This is a genomic window from Blastomonas sp. SL216 (assembly GCA_026625625.1).
In the GTDB taxonomy this organism is placed as follows: Bacteria; Pseudomonadota; Alphaproteobacteria; order Sphingomonadales; family Sphingomonadaceae; genus Blastomonas.
Genome location: CP113055.1, coordinates 3,492,370 through 3,506,976 on the forward strand (window position 1 = coordinate 3,492,370; position 14,607 = coordinate 3,506,976).

Annotated in this window: 17 protein-coding genes; 6 read left to right on the forward strand and 11 right to left on the reverse strand. The window is 63.7% G+C overall.

Annotated elements, in window-relative coordinates; genetic code table 11:
* Positions 1-5: 5 nt before the first annotated feature.
* The gene (gene ccoN, locus OU999_16475; protein ID WAC23310.1) at positions 6-1,676 is read right to left on the reverse strand and encodes a cytochrome-c oxidase, cbb3-type subunit I; all 1,671 of its coding nucleotides are present in this window, start codon (positions 1,674-1,676) and stop codon (positions 6-8) included.
* A gap of 175 nt (positions 1,677-1,851) precedes the next feature.
* Between ccoN and OU999_16480 the strand changes: the two genes are divergently transcribed.
* Positions 1,852-2,523, forward strand: a complete 672-nt coding sequence (locus OU999_16480) for an outer membrane beta-barrel protein (GenBank protein ID WAC23311.1) — start codon at positions 1,852-1,854, stop codon at positions 2,521-2,523.
* Between the two features lie 15 nt (positions 2,524-2,538).
* Here OU999_16480 and OU999_16485 read toward each other — a convergent pair whose 3' ends face one another.
* From OU999_16485 to OU999_16520, 8 genes are all read right to left on the reverse strand, one after another.
* Complete coding sequence (locus OU999_16485; protein WAC23312.1) at positions 2,539-3,231, reverse strand: Crp/Fnr family transcriptional regulator; 693 nt, start codon at positions 3,229-3,231, stop codon at positions 2,539-2,541.
* 43 nt (positions 3,232-3,274) lie between these two features.
* On the reverse strand, positions 3,275-4,579 hold the full coding sequence (locus tag OU999_16490) for a M20/M25/M40 family metallo-hydrolase (GenBank protein WAC23313.1): 1,305 nt from the start codon (positions 4,577-4,579) through the stop codon (positions 3,275-3,277).
* Positions 4,580-4,629: 50 nt separating this feature from the next.
* Positions 4,630-5,403 carry a metallophosphoesterase family protein gene (locus OU999_16495; GenBank protein WAC23314.1) on the reverse strand — a complete coding sequence of 258 codons (774 nt, stop codon included), beginning with the start codon at positions 5,401-5,403 and terminating at the stop codon, positions 4,630-4,632.
* 173 nt (positions 5,404-5,576) lie between these two features.
* Positions 5,577-6,761, reverse strand: a complete 1,185-nt coding sequence (locus OU999_16500) for a saccharopine dehydrogenase NADP-binding domain-containing protein (protein ID WAC23315.1) — start codon at positions 6,759-6,761, stop codon at positions 5,577-5,579.
* 41 nt (positions 6,762-6,802) lie between these two features.
* Entirely contained in the window at positions 6,803-7,357 is a 555-nt protein-coding gene (gene dcd / locus OU999_16505) for a dCTP deaminase (GenBank protein WAC23316.1), read from the reverse strand.
* 47 nt (positions 7,358-7,404) lie between these two features.
* The gene (locus tag OU999_16510; GenBank protein WAC23317.1) at positions 7,405-7,851 is read right to left on the reverse strand and encodes a cytidine deaminase; all 447 of its coding nucleotides are present in this window, start codon (positions 7,849-7,851) and stop codon (positions 7,405-7,407) included.
* Positions 7,848-8,540 (reverse strand): GH25 family lysozyme, encoded by a 693-nt coding sequence (locus OU999_16515; protein WAC23318.1) that lies wholly within the window; start codon positions 8,538-8,540, stop codon positions 7,848-7,850. The genes OU999_16510 and OU999_16515 overlap by 4 nt, the downstream gene beginning before the upstream one ends.
* A gap of 11 nt (positions 8,541-8,551) precedes the next feature.
* On the reverse strand, positions 8,552-9,034 hold the full coding sequence (locus OU999_16520; GenBank protein ID WAC23319.1) for a UPF0262 family protein: 483 nt from the start codon (positions 9,032-9,034) through the stop codon (positions 8,552-8,554).
* Between the two features lie 226 nt (positions 9,035-9,260).
* Between OU999_16520 and OU999_16525 the strand changes: the two genes are divergently transcribed.
* The 3 genes from OU999_16525 to OU999_16535 all read left to right on the forward strand — a co-directional run bounded on the left by OU999_16525 (position 9,261) and on the right by OU999_16535 (position 11,225).
* Positions 9,261-10,736, forward strand: a complete 1,476-nt coding sequence (locus OU999_16525) for a replicative DNA helicase (GenBank protein ID WAC25457.1) — start codon at positions 9,261-9,263, stop codon at positions 10,734-10,736.
* A gap of 88 nt (positions 10,737-10,824) precedes the next feature.
* Positions 10,825-11,001, forward strand: a complete 177-nt coding sequence (locus tag OU999_16530; GenBank protein WAC23320.1) for a type II toxin-antitoxin system HicA family toxin — start codon at positions 10,825-10,827, stop codon at positions 10,999-11,001.
* Positions 10,998-11,225 (forward strand): type II toxin-antitoxin system HicB family antitoxin, encoded by a 228-nt coding sequence (locus OU999_16535; GenBank protein ID WAC23321.1) that lies wholly within the window; start codon positions 10,998-11,000, stop codon positions 11,223-11,225. Before OU999_16530 ends, OU999_16535 begins: the two co-directional genes overlap by 4 nt.
* Here the strand turns inward: OU999_16535 and ubiG are convergent.
* Positions 11,222-11,971: a bifunctional 2-polyprenyl-6-hydroxyphenol methylase/3-demethylubiquinol 3-O-methyltransferase UbiG gene (gene ubiG / locus OU999_16540; GenBank protein ID WAC23322.1), complete on the reverse strand. Its 750-nt coding sequence runs from the start codon at positions 11,969-11,971 to the stop codon at positions 11,222-11,224. The two genes, OU999_16535 and ubiG, sit on opposite strands and share 4 nt — an antisense overlap.
* A 70-nt stretch (positions 11,972-12,041) precedes the next feature.
* On the opposite strand from ubiG, the gene OU999_16545 reads away from it, so the two are divergent.
* A complete protein-coding gene (locus tag OU999_16545; GenBank protein ID WAC23323.1) occupies positions 12,042-13,304 on the forward strand; it encodes an aspartate kinase in 1,263 nt (420 codons plus the stop codon).
* Between the two features lie 2 nt (positions 13,305-13,306).
* The gene (locus tag OU999_16550; protein ID WAC23324.1) at positions 13,307-14,311 is read left to right on the forward strand and encodes a nitronate monooxygenase; all 1,005 of its coding nucleotides are present in this window, start codon (positions 13,307-13,309) and stop codon (positions 14,309-14,311) included.
* 17 nt (positions 14,312-14,328) lie between these two features.
* Here the strand turns inward: OU999_16550 and OU999_16555 are convergent, their stop codons facing one another.
* Positions 14,329-14,574 (reverse strand): hypothetical protein, encoded by a 246-nt coding sequence (locus OU999_16555; GenBank protein WAC23325.1) that lies wholly within the window; start codon positions 14,572-14,574, stop codon positions 14,329-14,331.
* Positions 14,575-14,607 lie beyond the last annotated feature (33 nt).

The following is a 14,607-nucleotide window of genomic DNA, read 5'->3' on the forward strand; positions in this document are numbered from 1 at the left end:
GCTCCTTATTCTGCGGGGACCGCGGTGGCCGCGATGGGGGCCGGGCGATCGGCTGCGGCATTGTGCGGCGTTTCGGTCATCGGCTTTTCGACCCGGACCTTGCCGGCCAGCGTTGCCCAGACATTGACGATCATGACGATGAAGCCGGCGAGGTAGAGCAGACCGCCAAAGGCGCGCATCAGGTACATCGGGTGCATCGCGGCGACGGTCTCGACGAAGCTGTAGACCAGATATCCGTCGGCGCCGTATTCCCGCCACATCAGGCCCTGCATGATTCCGGCGACCCACATCGAGGCGGCGTAGAAGACGATGCCGGTGCTCGCGAGCCAGAAGTGCCAGTTGACCATCCGCAGGCTGTACAGCCGCTCGCGACTCCAGAGCCGCGGGACCAGATAGTACATGCAGGCAAAGGTGATCATGCCGTTCCAGCCGAGCGCGCCGCTATGGACGTGGCCGATGGTCCAGTCGGTATAATGCGACAGGCTGTTGACCCATTTGATCGACATCATCGGGCCTTCGAAGGTGCTCATGCCGTAAAAGGCGAGCGCCATGACCATCATGCGGATGATGGGATCGGTGCGGATCTTGTCCCATGCGCCGTTGAGCGTCATCAGGCCGTTGATCATGCCGCCCCAGCTGGGCATCCACAGCATGATCGAGAACACCATGCCCAGCGTCTGCGCCCAGTCGGGCAGCGCGGTGTAATGGAGGTGGTGCGGGCCTGCCCAGATGTACAGGAAGATCAGCGACCAGAAGTGGATGATCGACAGACGATAGCTGTAGACCGGGCGCTCGGCCTGTTTGGGCACGAAGTAATACATCATCGCCAGGAAGCCGGCGGTCAGGAAGAAACCGACGGCGTTATGGCCGTACCACCATTGGGTCAGCGCATCCTGCACGCCTGCGAACGCGGCATAGCTTTTCGATCCGAAGATGGTGGCGGGCAGCGACAGGTTGTTCACCACGTGCAGCATGGCAATGGTGATGATGAAGCTCAGATAGAACCAGTTGGCGACATAGATATGCGGTTCGCGCCGCTTGACGATCGTGCCGACGAACACGGCCAGATAGGCGAGCCACACGATGGTCAGCCACAGATCGACATACCATTCGGGCTCGGCATATTCCTTCGCCTCGGTCACGCCCATCAGATAGCCGGTCGCGGCGAGCACGATGAACAGCTGATAGCCCCAGAAGACGAAGCGGGCCATGGACGGGAAGGCCAGCCGCGCGCGACAGGTGCGCTGCACGACATAGAAGCTGGTCGCGATCAGCGCATTGCCGCCGAACGCAAAGATCACCGCAGAGGTATGCAGCGGCCGCAGCCGTCCGAAGGTGGTGAACTCCAGGTTGAAGTTCAGCGCCGGAAAGGCGAGCTGCAGCGCGATGAACAGTCCCGCTGCCAGGCCCGCGGTGCCCCAGAACAAGGTGGCGATGACACCCCAGCGGACGGGATCATCATCATATTCGCCTTCATTGGCGGGTGCCTTCAACAGGCCGCGCGCCATCGCGCCATAATCGGCTCTGCTTATCGTGAACCACAAGGCGGCCAGACACGCGATCATCACGATCGTCATGTGCACCGCATAGGGCCCGTCGACGGCCATAACCGCCATTGCCAGCGCCAGCAGGGCCAGCCCCAGCCAGCCCCCGGCCTTCAATACCAAACCATCCATGACTTTAGTCCCCGTGCACGCGGGTTCACATCAGAATCCGCGCTTCCTCCGCATGGCTGTGCCCCGATTGGCGGGCCAAGACATTGATCCGGGTCAAAGAAATTTTTGCGCCGCATCAATGCGACGAACCGGGCACCGGTGCAGGGATGCGCTCACTCAAGGAGGAGTGATCATCATGAACAACAAGATTATCCCGCTGGCCGTGATGGCCGCCGCGCTCGCCATTCCGGGCCAGGCCATGGCGCAGGCGGGCGAGGTGCATTTCAAGGTTCTGGGGACGCTGGTTGCGCCCGATGGCAAGATCAAGGACGTCAAGATCGACCGGATCGGCCTGCCTGCCGGGTCGCAGACCAAGGCGAACGACAATTTCATCCCCACGGTCGCGATCGAATATTTCCTGGCCGACTCGATTTCGGTGGAAACGATCGCCGGGGTGACAGAGCATGATGTCGATGGTCGCGGCGCACTCGCCGGGGCCGGGCTGGTTTCCAACGCCAAGATCGTGCCTGCGACCGTCACGCTGAAATATCATTTCGGCAAGGCCGGCGGTATCCGCCCGTATATCGGCGCGGGGCCCAGCTATTTCATCTTCATCAACGAGAAGCCTGGCGCGACGACGCGCGCGCTAGGCGCGACCAGCCAGAAGATCAACGACACCGTCGGCGCCGCGCTGCAGGCTGGTATCGACATTCCGGTCAACGACAAGGGGCTGTTCGTCTCGGCGGACGTGAAGCGCTATTTCCTGCGGCCGCTGGCCAGCTGGCGCGCCAATGGGGTGGAGGTGCTGCGTACCCGGCACGAGCTCGACCCCTGGGTGATCAGCGCAGGCATCGGCTTCCGCTTCTGACGAAGCGGCGCCGGATCAGCCCGCCATATCTTCCATCGCGGCGCGGTTTCGGATCACGATCTCGCGTCGCGATGGCAGGGCGAGCAGCCCGTCGCTTTTCATCCGGGTGAGCTGGCGGCTGGTCGTCTCGATCGTCAGGCCCAGAATGTCGGCAATCTGCTGACGCCCGAACGGCAGCTCGAAGCCGTTCAACGATCCGTCGGCATTGCAGCCCTGGCCCGAGAGCCGATCGGACATTTCGAGCAGGAACGAGGCCACCTTTTCGGTCGCCGACTTGCGCCCCAGCAGCATCATCCAGTGGCGGGCGCGGTCGAGTTCGTCGAGCGTGCGGCGGAGAAGCTTCTGCTGCAGGTCGGGATGCTCGCTGGCGAAATCGTCGAAGGCGTTGCGGTTGAAGATGCACACTTCGGCATCGGTCATCGCGGTGACGCTGTACGGGCTTTCCTTGCCGAACGGGCGACCGATGAAATCGGACGGGAAGACGATGCCGACAATCTGCTCTCGCCCGTCGGACGCGGCGACCACCAGCTTCAGCACGCCCTCCAGCACATTGGCGACGACCGGCGCGTCATCGCCTTCCCAAAGCAGGGTGTGCCCCGCCTTGACCTTCTGGCGACGACCCATCTTGCCAAGGATAGCCAGCTCGTCCGGCGTCAGGCTTGAACAGATCGCGCGGTTCCGCACGATGCAGGAAGAACAGTCGTTCATGGTCCATCCCTAACCGTGAAGCTGTAACATTGACATAACATTCTTATGGCCGGGGCGGCAGCCCGGCAAATGTAATCGCGCTTTCCGCTCCATTTTCGGCCACCGCCGCAACCCCGGCGAAATGATCGTCGACGATCACGCCGGGCAGTGTCAGCTTTGTATCGGTGGTTTCCTGCGACTGTTCCCAGTCGCGCGCATCGGCCCTGCGCCAATAGACCTTGTAGCGCGCAGCGCCCGGGACTTCGGCCCAGCTCACCTGCGTATCGCTGCTCAGCGCGCCGCCCAGCACGGCACTGACAGGCGCAGGCGGGGCGCTGCCCAGCTCGCGGATTAGCGCGATGTTGAGCGCGGTGACGCGGGCGAGATAGGGAAAGTCCATCTCGTCGATGGTGTCGCCGAACTTGCGGCCATTTTCCTCGCGGATATCCTGATGCTGGTGGTCGTAATTCTCGACGCCGACGGTGAAACGGATCGCGGGATAGCCAAGCTCGAGCGCGGGCAGATGGTCGCCGCCTCGGCTGAACCGGTCAGGGCGGCGCACACCGAACACCTCCAGCCCCAGATCGCCGCGTGCCTTGCCGACGCGCTGCGCGGCGCGCATCAGGCCGCGTGAAGGGCCGTCATCCTCCGCCCCGCTGCCGCGCCGGGCCATCGCCTCGATCAGCGTTTCCGATGCGCGGATGCCTTCGCTGAACACGCGCACCCGGTCGGTGACGCGGCGGCCGTCCTGGCCCTCGGTATTGCCGACAATGTCGTTGTTGAGCAGCGCACGCACCTGCCATCCGCGCGCCCGTGCGGTCTCGGCGATCAGGCGTCCGCCCCACAGCCCCTGTTCCTCGCCCGAGAGCACGGCGTAGATGATCGTAGGCGCGAACTTTTCCTTGCTCAGAATGCGCGCGGCTTCGAGCACCAGCGCGACGCCGGACGCATCGTCATTCGCGCCCGGTGCGTCGCTGGTGAAATCGGCGACATCGGAGACCCGGCTGTCGATATGCGCGGATATGATGATCACGTCATCGGGGTTGCCGCTGCCCTGCTGCACGCCGAGCACGTTGACGACATTCACGCCATTGGGCGCGCGGGGGCCGGTGAAGCGCCGGTCGATCTGCTCGACTGTGATGCAGCCGCCGCACGCCTTGCCGATCCTGGCGAATTCCGCTGCCGCCCAGCGCCGCGCTGCGCCGATGCCGCGCGTGGGGTGGTCGGGCGAGGACAAGGTGTGGCGCGTGCCGAAGCTCACCAGCTTCTCGACATCGGTGCGCAGGCGCGTAGCGTCGGCCTCTGGTGCGGCGAGCGCAGGGGTGACGGAAAGGGAAAGCGCGGCGACCAGCGAGGCAATTTTGAGCATGCGCTCAAGCTGACGCAATTCCCTTGGCAGTGCAAGGGTTTGGGTGCGCGTCAGGTGCCGGTCTTCAGATACCAGCGATCCCGGCCTTCAAGGCACAGCGCGGTCAGCATGCCGCTCATATAAGCGCCCGTATCGATGCCGATGCGGTTGGAGCATTCCTCGACATCATCGGTGATGGTGTGGCCGTGCACGATCAGCTTGTCATGCGGGGTCTCGTCGGTGAGGAAATCCTCGCGGATCCAGCGCAGGTCCTTGGACCGCTGTTCCTCAATGCTCTTGCCGGGGCGCACGCCCGCATGGACAAAGGCATAGTCGCCCATCACGATGCGGTCCTTGAACGAGCGCACGAAATCGAGATGGCGCTTGGGCAGCAGCGTCATGAGCCGTTCGGTCAGCTCTTCCATGCTCAGTTCATTGTACTGCTGCGGCGTGATGTCATAGCTCAGGATCGTCTCGCGCCCGCCGATCTTGCAGAAGAAGCGCACCAGCTTCTCATCGCCTTCGGCAGCGGCAAGATAGACTTCCTCGTGATTGCCCATCAGGAAATGCGCATTGCTGCCCAGCGTTTCGGACAGTTCGATCGCGCGGTCGATCACGCCTGCGCTGTCCGGGCCGCGATCCATCAGGTCACCCAGGAACACGATGTGCGTGTCCGCCGCGCCGCGCGCATGGTCATCGGCGATGATCTGGTCGAGCAGCTGGTCGAGCAGGTCGCGCCGTCCGTGAATGTCGCCGATCGCATAGAGGCGCATGCCATCGGGCAGGGTCGCGGTGTCGATGGGCGCTGCCGGTTTGGGTTTTCTGCGCAACAAGGCCTTCAGCATGATGCTTTCGCTTCTTCTATTGTCGTTATCGTGCGTTGCCCCAAGCGGCTGCTATATGCTCCAATTCTGGAAAAGTGCAATGCATGTTTGTTCGCAGGTGCAGCAAGCGCGGCGAGCCTGCCGCGATGCACCGATCCGCTCCCCCGCCGGACCGGGCAGGGGAGCGGCAGGATTCATTCGGCGGCGAAGCTGAGCCCGGCCTTGGCCACCAACCGCTTGACCAGATGTTCGCCCAGCACCGCGCCCGGCGTGGTGATCCCACCTGCGCCTTCGGGCACATCCTCGATCAGGCACAGTGCACTTTCGGCGATCATCTTGCTGGTCGAGCCGTATCCGGGGTCCTTGTCGCCCTTGACCCCATAGAGCTGCACCTGGCCGTCGGCCGTTTCGGCGACGAACAGCACGTCGTAAAAGCCGTTCTCGCGCTCTTCCTTGCTGGGACCTTCGCCGGGCTTGGGGCCGCCATCGCCGCCCATCATGTCGGTATTGGCGAGGTGCTTGGCGATCGCCTCGCCCTTTTCACCGGGGCCAGTCAGCATCATCTCGTCATAGACGAAATCCTGCCCATAGGGATGGCCGAGCAGTGCATTGGTGCGGTGGACATTCTTGGTGTTGATCGGCGCCATGATGAAAGGCGCGGCCCAGCTGCCCAGTGCCTCGTCATGCTCGGGCTTGTTGCCCTTGGGCTGGGCAGGGCCTTCAAAGCCGCCCGCCAGGCTGAACGGGTTGGTGAGATAGCCGAGCAGCGCCGGATCGCGCGCGACCGACGCCATGGTCGCCTTGAGCGAGGCCGCAGTGCCGCCCGAGAATGTGCCCTGCATCGCGCGCACCCGGCCCTTGATGCGCGGCGCGGGCTTGCCGAAACGGCTGACGCATTCCTTTTGCAGCATCAGCACGCCCAGATCGAACGGGATCGAATCGAAGCCGGTCGAAAACACGATGCGCGCGCCGCTTTCCTTGGCGGCGGCATCATATTTGTCGATCATCTGGCGCATCCAGGCGGGCTCTCCGCACAGGTCGACATAGTCGGTGCCATGCGCCGCGCAAGCAGCGACCAGCGGCTCGCCATAAAGCTGGTACGGCCCGACCGTGGTCAGCACGACCTTGGTGCGGGCGGCCATCGCAGCAATGGTTTCCGGCTCATCGGCATTGGCGACGACGATCGGGGTATCGGCCGGCAGGCCCATTTCGGCGAGAACCGAAGCCATCTTGTCCGCCGAGCGCGCTGCCACTGCCCATTTGAGGGCATTGCCGCCCTGGCCATAGGTATTCTGCAGATATTCGGCGACCAGACGCCCGGTAAAGCCACTGGCACCATAGACGATGACGTCGAACTCGCGCGAATCCCGTGCGGACATAAGGCTCTCTCCTGCTTGATGTTATGGTGGGAAATTGTGGGTCAAAGGCGCGGCAATGTCACGCCGCGCTGGCCCATATATTTGCCCGCGCGGTCGGCATAGCTGGTCTCGCACGGCTCGTTGCCCTTGAGGAACAGGAACTGGCACGCGCCTTCATTGGCATAGATCTTGGCGGGCAGCGGCGTGGTGTTGCTGAATTCCAGCGTCACATGCCCCTCCCAGCCCGGCTCCAGCGGGGTCACGTTGACGATGATGCCGCAGCGCGCATAGGTCGATTTGCCGAGGCAGATGACCAGCACGTCGCGCGGAACGCGGAAATATTCGACCGTGCGCGCCAACGCAAAGCTGTTCGGCGGGATGATGCAGACATCGGTCTTGCGGTCGACAAAGCTGTTGGGGTCGAACGCCTTGGGATCGACGACCGAGGAATTGACATTGGTGAAGATCTTGAACTCGTCCGCCACCCGCGCGTCATAGCCATAGGAGGACAGGCCGTAGGAGATGCAGCCATCGCGCCGCTGCGCCTCGACGAACGGCTCGATCATGCCGTTCTCCTGCGCCTGCGTACGGATCCATTTGTCGGAAAGTATGGACATGGGCGAAGTGTCTCCATCACCTGCCCAAGCGGGCGGGTGGGTCAGGGTTATTCCAGATTGGCCGGACCGAAGGCGGCTGGCAAGAGCACCGAGAGCCGGTGTTCGATGGCGCCTGTGGCATGGCCCGAATAGACGATCGGGTCGGTCCCGCCGAGCTGTGCCAGTTCGTTCATCACCTGACGGCAGCGACCGCAGGGCGTCACCGCATGCGGTCCAGGGGCAAGCTGGCCGTCGCTGCCCAGTGGTCCGCCCATGATCGCGACTTCGACCAGCCCGGTGCGGCGGCCCTGCAGATTGGCGGCAATCGCGGCGCTGGTCTCGGCGCAGATGGCCAGGCCATAGCTGGCATTCTCGAAATTGCTGCCGGTGACGATGGTGCCATCGGCAAAGCGGAAGGCTGCACCGACATGAAAGCCCGAATAGGGGGCATAGGCAGTCAGCGCCGCTTTGCGCGCGGCCTCCAGCAATTCGGTCTTGCCTGTATCGTCACTCATGGTCGCACCACATTCCAGCGCACGCCCTCGGGCGCGCCATTGATCCGGTAGAAACTGCTCGACTGCCACATCACCCAGCGCTTGGCGGCATAATCCGGCGGCACGAAATCGCCGATCAGCCACACCGTCCGCGCGAGCCCTTCGCTGACCTGATAGGCGTCCTCGAAATCGCGTCCGATGCGCAGCAGCGCGGGCTTGCCGCTGTGATTTTCGATCTGGTTCAGGAAGGTGTTGAGCTCGCCCAGCAGCATCGCGCGGTCGGGGCGTGTCTTGCACTTTTCGTCCAGCTCCAGGCTGACCACCGGGGGCAGCATGTCGGGATCGCGCGGCACCGTGGTGATGAACTGTTCGGCCTGCGATGCCTCGTCCGCGCAAAGGCTGAATTCGTGCACCGCGCCATAGCGCATGCCCGCGGCGCGCGCGCCCTTGATATTGGCGGCAAAGCGCGGATCGCGCAGGCGGCCGCCAGCGCTGGCCCGCACATAGGCAAAATCCGCGCCCATGGTGGCCAGTGTCGGCCAGGCCAGGTCGCCATCTGTAGTGCTGACATACAGGCCCTGGACCGGATAGTCCTTGCGCGAAGGCGCCCAGCCGGTGATGCCGCCCCAGATCAGCCCGCCCAGCACCGCGACCAGCAGCGCCAGCAGCACAAGGCCAATGGTCCAGCGTTTCAGGGTGGAGGTGCGCATGATGGCTCTGGTCAGCCCTTGATGTGCAGCACGCAGATCAGCGTGAAAAGACGGCGTGCTGTCGGGAAATCGATCTCGATCTTGTCTTGCAGCCGCTCGACCAGCAGCTCGGCTGCGTCGTTATGGACACCGCGACGGGCCATGTCGATCGTCTCGATCTCTTGCGCGGTCGCCTTGCGGATGGCCTGATAATAGCTGTCACAGATCGCGAAATATTCGCGGATCGGGCGGCGGAATCGGCCCAGCGCCAGCACCAGCGTTTCCAGATGGCTGCCATCCTCGCGCGAGATGGTGATCGCCAGCCGGCCTTCGAACACCGCCAGATGCAGCCGGAAGGGGCCGGCATAGCCATCGGGATAGTCTTTCAGCGGCTTGAAGAAATTGTCCTCGATCAGGTCGAAAATGGCGATGCGCCGTTCCTGCTCGATATCCGCATTGCGCCACAGAATCGTCTGCTCGTCGAGCTCGACATGGATGATGCGCGGATTGGACATGACACCCCCGTCTTTCCCTATGCTTTGCATCGGGGCAAGCGGAAAAACCGGAGGCGCAGACTGTCCCCGGCCTTGTCCACACGATTATTGATGTCAGTGCCTTGCGCGCCACAGCGCCAGCGGCGATTATGGCCGGATGCCCGAAGATACGCTGATCCATCCCGGCCACCCGGCCGCCCTGTCGCCCGCCCAGTCGCCCGGGCTGCCGCCGCAGATTGCCGCGTCGATGGCCGGGGAAGCGCGGCTGCCGCGCAATATCGAGGCGGAGGCTGCGTTTCTGGGTGCGCTGCTGATCGACAACCGCATCGCCGAGGAAGTCGGCGCGCGGCTGAAGGCGGAGCATTTCTTCGAAAGCGTCCACCAGCGCCTGTACACGCAGATCATGAAGCTGATCGACAAGAACGTCACCGTCACCCCGGTGACGCTCAAGCCGTTCTTCGAGAATGACCCCGGCCTCGGCGAACTGGGCGGCATGCGCTATCTGGCGCGGCTGACCGGCGATGCCGCCGGCCTGATCGGCGCGCGCGACTTCGCCGACCAGATCTATAACCTCGCGCTGCTGCGCGAACTGATCCAGGTCGGCCGTTCGCTGGTCGAAAAGGCGATGGATACCAGCGAAGCGGTCGATCCGCTGGGCCAGATCGAGCTTGCCGAAGCGGCCTTGTACAATGTTGCGCAGGGCGAAGGCGATACCAGCGGCGCCGTGCAGTTCAACGTCGCCACCCGCACCGCGCTGTCGATGGTCGAAAAGGCGCTGAACAGCGGAGGCCATGTTTCGGGCGTCACCACAGGCCTCACCGACCTCAACGCCAAGATCGGCGGTCTGCATCCGTCCGACCTGCTGATCCTCGCCGGACGTCCCGGCATGGGCAAGACCTCGCTCGCCACCAATATCGCCTTCAACGCGGCGGCGCGCTGGCGGCTCGACAAGGCGGCGGGCATCGCCGACGACAAGAATGTCGGTGCGAAGACCGCCTTTTTCAGCCTCGAAATGTCGGCGGACCAGCTGGCGACGCGTATTCTGGCCGAACAGTCGCGGATCAGTTCTGAAAAGCTGCGCATGGGGCAGATTGCGCGCAACGAGTTCCAGCGGCTGGTCGCAGCCTCGCAGGAACTGGAAGACCTGCCGCTGTTCATCGATGACACACCGGGCCTGACCATCGCCGCGCTGCGTGCCCGCGCCCGCCGCCTCAAGCGCAAGCACGATATCGGCTTCATCGTCGTCGACTATCTTCAGCTGCTGCAGGGCACGGGCCGCAACGAAGGCCGCGTCAACGAAATTTCGGAAATCAGCCGCGGCCTCAAGACGCTCGCCAAGGAGCTTCAACTGCCGGTGATGGCGCTGTCACAGCTCAGCCGTGCGGTCGAAAGCCGCGAGGACAAGCGCCCGCAGCTGTCCGACTTGCGCGAATCCGGATCGATCGAGCAGGACGCGGATATCGTGCTCTTCATCTATCGCGACGAATATTATCATCAGGCGCTGCAGCCCTCGGTGCCTGACGAGAACAGCACGCCCGAAGAGGCCGAAAAATACGGCATCTGGATGGAAAAACACCTCAAGGTGCAAGGCAAGGCCACCGTCGTCGTCGCCAAGCAGCGCCACGGTTCGACCGGCAACGTCCAGCTGCGCTTCGAAAGCGAATATACCAAGTTCAGCGACCTGGCCCGCGACGAATATATGGAAGGCGGGTTTGAGGAATAGGCAGGGGCTGCATGACGCGTATCGGCAAGTTGCGCAAAAATTACTGCGAGGCAGCGCACTCAGCTTCGGCGAATTTGAACGTCTCTTGATGGCTTATGGTTTCGTGCTGGATCGCGTCAAAGGCAGTCACCATATTTACAAGCACCAAAGCATCGGAGACCGGATCAACGCTCAACCAGATGGCAAATCGGCCAAGCCCTATCAGGTGCGGCAGTTTCTTGTTATTGTCGAGGCCCACGGACTCCAGTTGGATGACAAGGCATGACGCCGCATTACCATATCAATCTGTTCTGGTCAGCTGAGGACGAAAGCTGGATCGCGGATGTGCCCGATCTGAAGCATTGCAGCGCGCATGGCGCCACGCCTGAACAGGCGGCCGCCGAAATTGCCATTGCCATCGAAGCCTTTGTCGAAAGCCTGGAAGCCGACGGGCTGCCCGTTCCGGAGCCGCGCTATCGCCCTGCCTATCAGAGCGTCAGAGCCGCCTAACCGCGCACCACCGTCATCAGATAATTGAGCGCCAGGTTGTCGCTGAGGTGCAGGCCCTTGATCGGGTCCCAGGCGATGCCGCGCGTGTCGATCACGGTGAGGCCCGCATCTGTCAGCAGCGCGGTCAGCTCGTCGGGGGTCAGGAACTTGTGCCAGTCGTGCGTGCCGCGCGGAACCTGGCCAAGCCGTTCAGCCGCCTCGACCAGCATGATGCGCGATAGCGGCGTGCGGTTGGGCGTGGAAAGCAGCATCAGCCCGCCAGGGGCCAGCGCCCGCTCCAGCGCGGCGACAAAGGCAGCGGGGTCGGTGACATGCTCGATCACCTCCATCGAGGTGACGAGGTCGAACGTCTCGCCTTCAAGCGTCTCGATATCAACATTGCGATAATCGACGGTCAGCCCGACCGCCTCTGCGTGTGCCTGCGCCGCCGCGACATTTTCCGCCGCCGCATCGAGCCCGGTGACGCGCGCGCCCAGCCGGGAGAGCGGTTCGGCGAGCAGACCTGCACCGCAGCCGACATCGATCGCGGACCTGTCCGCCAGCGGCTTGCGCGCCGCGCCTGCCTCTGGCCAATGCCGGTCGATCGCATCGCGGATATAGGCGAGACGCACCGGGTTCAGCCGGTGCAACATGGCCGATTCGCCCTTTGGATCCCACCACTCGGCTGCCAGCCGCCCGAAATGCGCTGCCTCTTTCGGGTCGATGGTGCCGCTACGTGTTTCGACAGTTCCGGTGCTTGCGTTCATGATGGGGCCTCTCTATGGCAGCGCCCGGTTATAGGGGCGAACTTCGCATAAGGGAAAGTACGAACGGGCAATGGCACGGATCGTCATGAAATTCGGCGGCACATCGATGGCCGGAACCGAGCGCATCCGCCGGGTGGCGCGCATCGTCAAGCGCCAGCAGGATGCGGGGCACGAGGTCGCGGTGGTCGTTTCCGCCATGGCGGGCGAGACCGACCGGCTGGTCAATTTCTGCCGCGAGGCGAACCCGCTGTACGATCCGGCGGAATATGACGTCGTCGTCGCCAGCGGTGAGCAGGTGACCAGCGGGCTTCTGGCGATTGCGCTGCAGGCGCTCGGTGCCAATGCGCGCAGCTGGCTTGGCTGGCAGCTGCCGATCCGCACGGTCGAAGCGCATGCCAAGGCGCGCGTCGAGAGCATCGATGCCGATGCCCTGATCGCCGAAATGCAGAAGGGCGTCATCGCCGTCATCCCCGGTTTCCAGGGTCTGAGCGACGATAACCGCATCACCACGCTGGGCCGGGGCGGTTCGGATACCTCGGCCGTGGCGGTGGCGGCGGCGGTCAAGGCCGATCGCTGCGACATCTATACCGATGTCGATGGCGTCTACACCACCGATCCGCGCATCGTTGCCAAGGCGCGCAAGCTTGCCAATGTGACCTATGAGGAAATGCTCGAACTGGCGAGCGTCGGCGCCAAGGTGCTGCAGACCCGCTCGGTCGGTCTGGCGATGAAGGAGGGCGTGCGCGTGCAGGTGCTCTCCTCGTTCATCGACGATGATGCCCCTGCGGCGGACACGATCCCCGGAACGATGATCGTCAGCGACGAAGAACTGGAAGGAATGGACATGGAACGCCAGCTGATTACCGGCATCGCGCATGACAAGAACGAAGCGAAGATCACGCTGACCCGCGTGCCCGACAAGCCGGGTGCGGTCGCCAATATCTTCGGCCCGCTCGCCGAAGCCGCGATCAATGTCGACATGATCATCCAGAATGTCGGCCGCGACAAGGGCGAGACTGACGTGACCTTCACCGTGCCCGCCGCAGACCTGGCGCGGTCGATGGACCTGCTGGAAAACGCCAAGGAAGCCATCGGCTTCAACCGCATCATCCCCGACACCAATGTCGCCAAGATTTCGGTCGTCGGCGTGGGCATGAAGAGCCATGCGGGCGTCGCCTCCACCATGTTCCGCGCACTGGCCGATCGCGGGGTCAACATCCAGGCGATCTCGACCAGCGAGATCAAGGTCAGCGTGCTTATCGAAGAGGACTATACCGAGCTCGCCGTGCGCGTGCTCCACACCGCCTACGGGCTGGACGCGGTCGAGGCTTGAGCATGAACCACCCGCTCACCTCCGCAGCCATGGCGCGCGGTACGGCCTTTCTGGGCAGCGAGACCGCGATCCTGTGCGGAGCGATGAGCTGGGTGTCTGAGCGGAACCTGGTGTCCGCCATATCCAATGCCGGCGGCTTTGGCGTGATCGCCTGCGGCGCGATGACGCCCGAATTGCTCGATACCGAGATCGCGGCGACCAAGGCACTCGCGACGAAACCCTTCGGCGTCAATCTCATCACCATGCACCCGCAGTTGATGGATCTGATCGCGGTCTGCGCGAAGCACCAGGTTGGCCATGTCGTGCTGGCTGGCGGCCTGCCGCCCAAGGGCAGCATCGAGGCGATCAAGGCCATGGACGCAAAGGTCGTGTGCTTTGCGCCCGCGCTCGCGCTGGCCAGGAAGTTCATCCGTTCGGGCGTCGATGCGCTGGTGATCGAGGGCATGGAGGCGGGCGGCCATATCGGCCCGGTATCCACCAGCGTGCTCGCGCAGGAAATCCTGCCCGAAGTTGCGCATGAAGTGCCGGTCTTCGTGGCCGGCGGCATCGGCCGGGGCAGTGCGATCGCCGCCTATCTCGAAATGGGTGCGGCGGGCGTTCAGCTCGGCACGCGCTTTGTCTGCGCGCATGAATCGATCGCCCATCCGGCGTTCAAGAAGGCGTTCCTGCGCGGCAATGCCCGTGATGCGATTGCCAGTGTCCAGGTCGATCCGCGCCTGCCGGTGATCCCGGTGCGCGCGCTCAAGAACAAGGGCACCGAGGAATTCACCGCCAAGCAGCGCGAAGTCGCAGCCCTGCTCGATTCAGGCGGGATCGACATGGGCGAGGCCCAGCTGCAGATCGAGCATTTCTGGGCTGGCGCGCTGCGCCGCGCGGTGATCGATGGCGACATCGAGAACGGCTCGCTGATGGCGGGCCAGTCGGTCGGCATGGTCACGCGCGAAGAAAGCGCCGCCGAGATCATCGCCACCTTGATGGACGAGACCGAAGCGGCGCTTGCACGCTAGGCCAACGCGGGCCTGGTTCAGTTCTGCGGGGCTGCCGGGGCCGTATCGGTGCCAGCAGGTGCCAGCGCCGGATCGGACACCGCTTCTGCCGGATTGGGTTCGGGATTGTCGGGCGCGTTCGCAGCACCGGTAATCCAGATGATGCTGAGCGCTATGATCGCCAGGCCCAGCGATACCATCAGCACATAGCGCACGATGTTGCGCTTCTGACCTCCGCTCGCCTCTTGGCCGGTCATTTCGACCTCTTCTCCGTGTCGGATCATGGCTCGCTTCCTTGTCTGCTGTACGTCCTGCGG

Coding starts and splice junctions, on each gene's coding strand:
- OU999_16500 (WAC23315.1), bottom strand. CDS start 6,761: ATGTCCGCACGGGATTCGCGCGAGTTCGACGTCATCGTCTATGGTGCC.
- OU999_16485 (WAC23312.1), bottom strand. CDS start 3,231: ATGAACGACTGTTCTTCCTGCATCGTGCGGAACCGCGCGATCTGTTCA.
- OU999_16520 (WAC23319.1), bottom strand. CDS start 9,034: ATGTCCAATCCGCGCATCATCCATGTCGAGCTCGACGAGCAGACGATT.
- ccoN (WAC23310.1), bottom strand. CDS start 1,676: ATGGATGGTTTGGTATTGAAGGCCGGGGGCTGGCTGGGGCTGGCCCTG.
- OU999_16525 (WAC25457.1), top strand. CDS start 9,261: ATGGCCGGGGAAGCGCGGCTGCCGCGCAATATCGAGGCGGAGGCTGCG.
- OU999_16530 (WAC23320.1), top strand. CDS start 10,825: ATGGCTTATGGTTTCGTGCTGGATCGCGTCAAAGGCAGTCACCATATT.
- dcd (WAC23316.1), bottom strand. CDS start 7,357: ATGTCCATACTTTCCGACAAATGGATCCGTACGCAGGCGCAGGAGAAC.
- OU999_16515 (WAC23318.1), bottom strand. CDS start 8,540: ATGCGCACCTCCACCCTGAAACGCTGGACCATTGGCCTTGTGCTGCTG.
- OU999_16555 (WAC23325.1), bottom strand. CDS start 14,574: ATGATCCGACACGGAGAAGAGGTCGAAATGACCGGCCAAGAGGCGAGC.
- OU999_16490 (WAC23313.1), bottom strand. CDS start 4,579: ATGCTCAAAATTGCCTCGCTGGTCGCCGCGCTTTCCCTTTCCGTCACC.
- OU999_16550 (WAC23324.1), top strand. CDS start 13,307: ATGAACCACCCGCTCACCTCCGCAGCCATGGCGCGCGGTACGGCCTTT.
- ubiG (WAC23322.1), bottom strand. CDS start 11,971: ATGAACGCAAGCACCGGAACTGTCGAAACACGTAGCGGCACCATCGAC.
- OU999_16480 (WAC23311.1), top strand. CDS start 1,852: ATGAACAACAAGATTATCCCGCTGGCCGTGATGGCCGCCGCGCTCGCC.
- OU999_16545 (WAC23323.1), top strand. CDS start 12,042: ATGGCACGGATCGTCATGAAATTCGGCGGCACATCGATGGCCGGAACC.
- OU999_16510 (WAC23317.1), bottom strand. CDS start 7,851: ATGAGTGACGATACAGGCAAGACCGAATTGCTGGAGGCCGCGCGCAAA.
- OU999_16495 (WAC23314.1), bottom strand. CDS start 5,403: ATGCTGAAGGCCTTGTTGCGCAGAAAACCCAAACCGGCAGCGCCCATC.
- OU999_16535 (WAC23321.1), top strand. CDS start 10,998: ATGACGCCGCATTACCATATCAATCTGTTCTGGTCAGCTGAGGACGAA.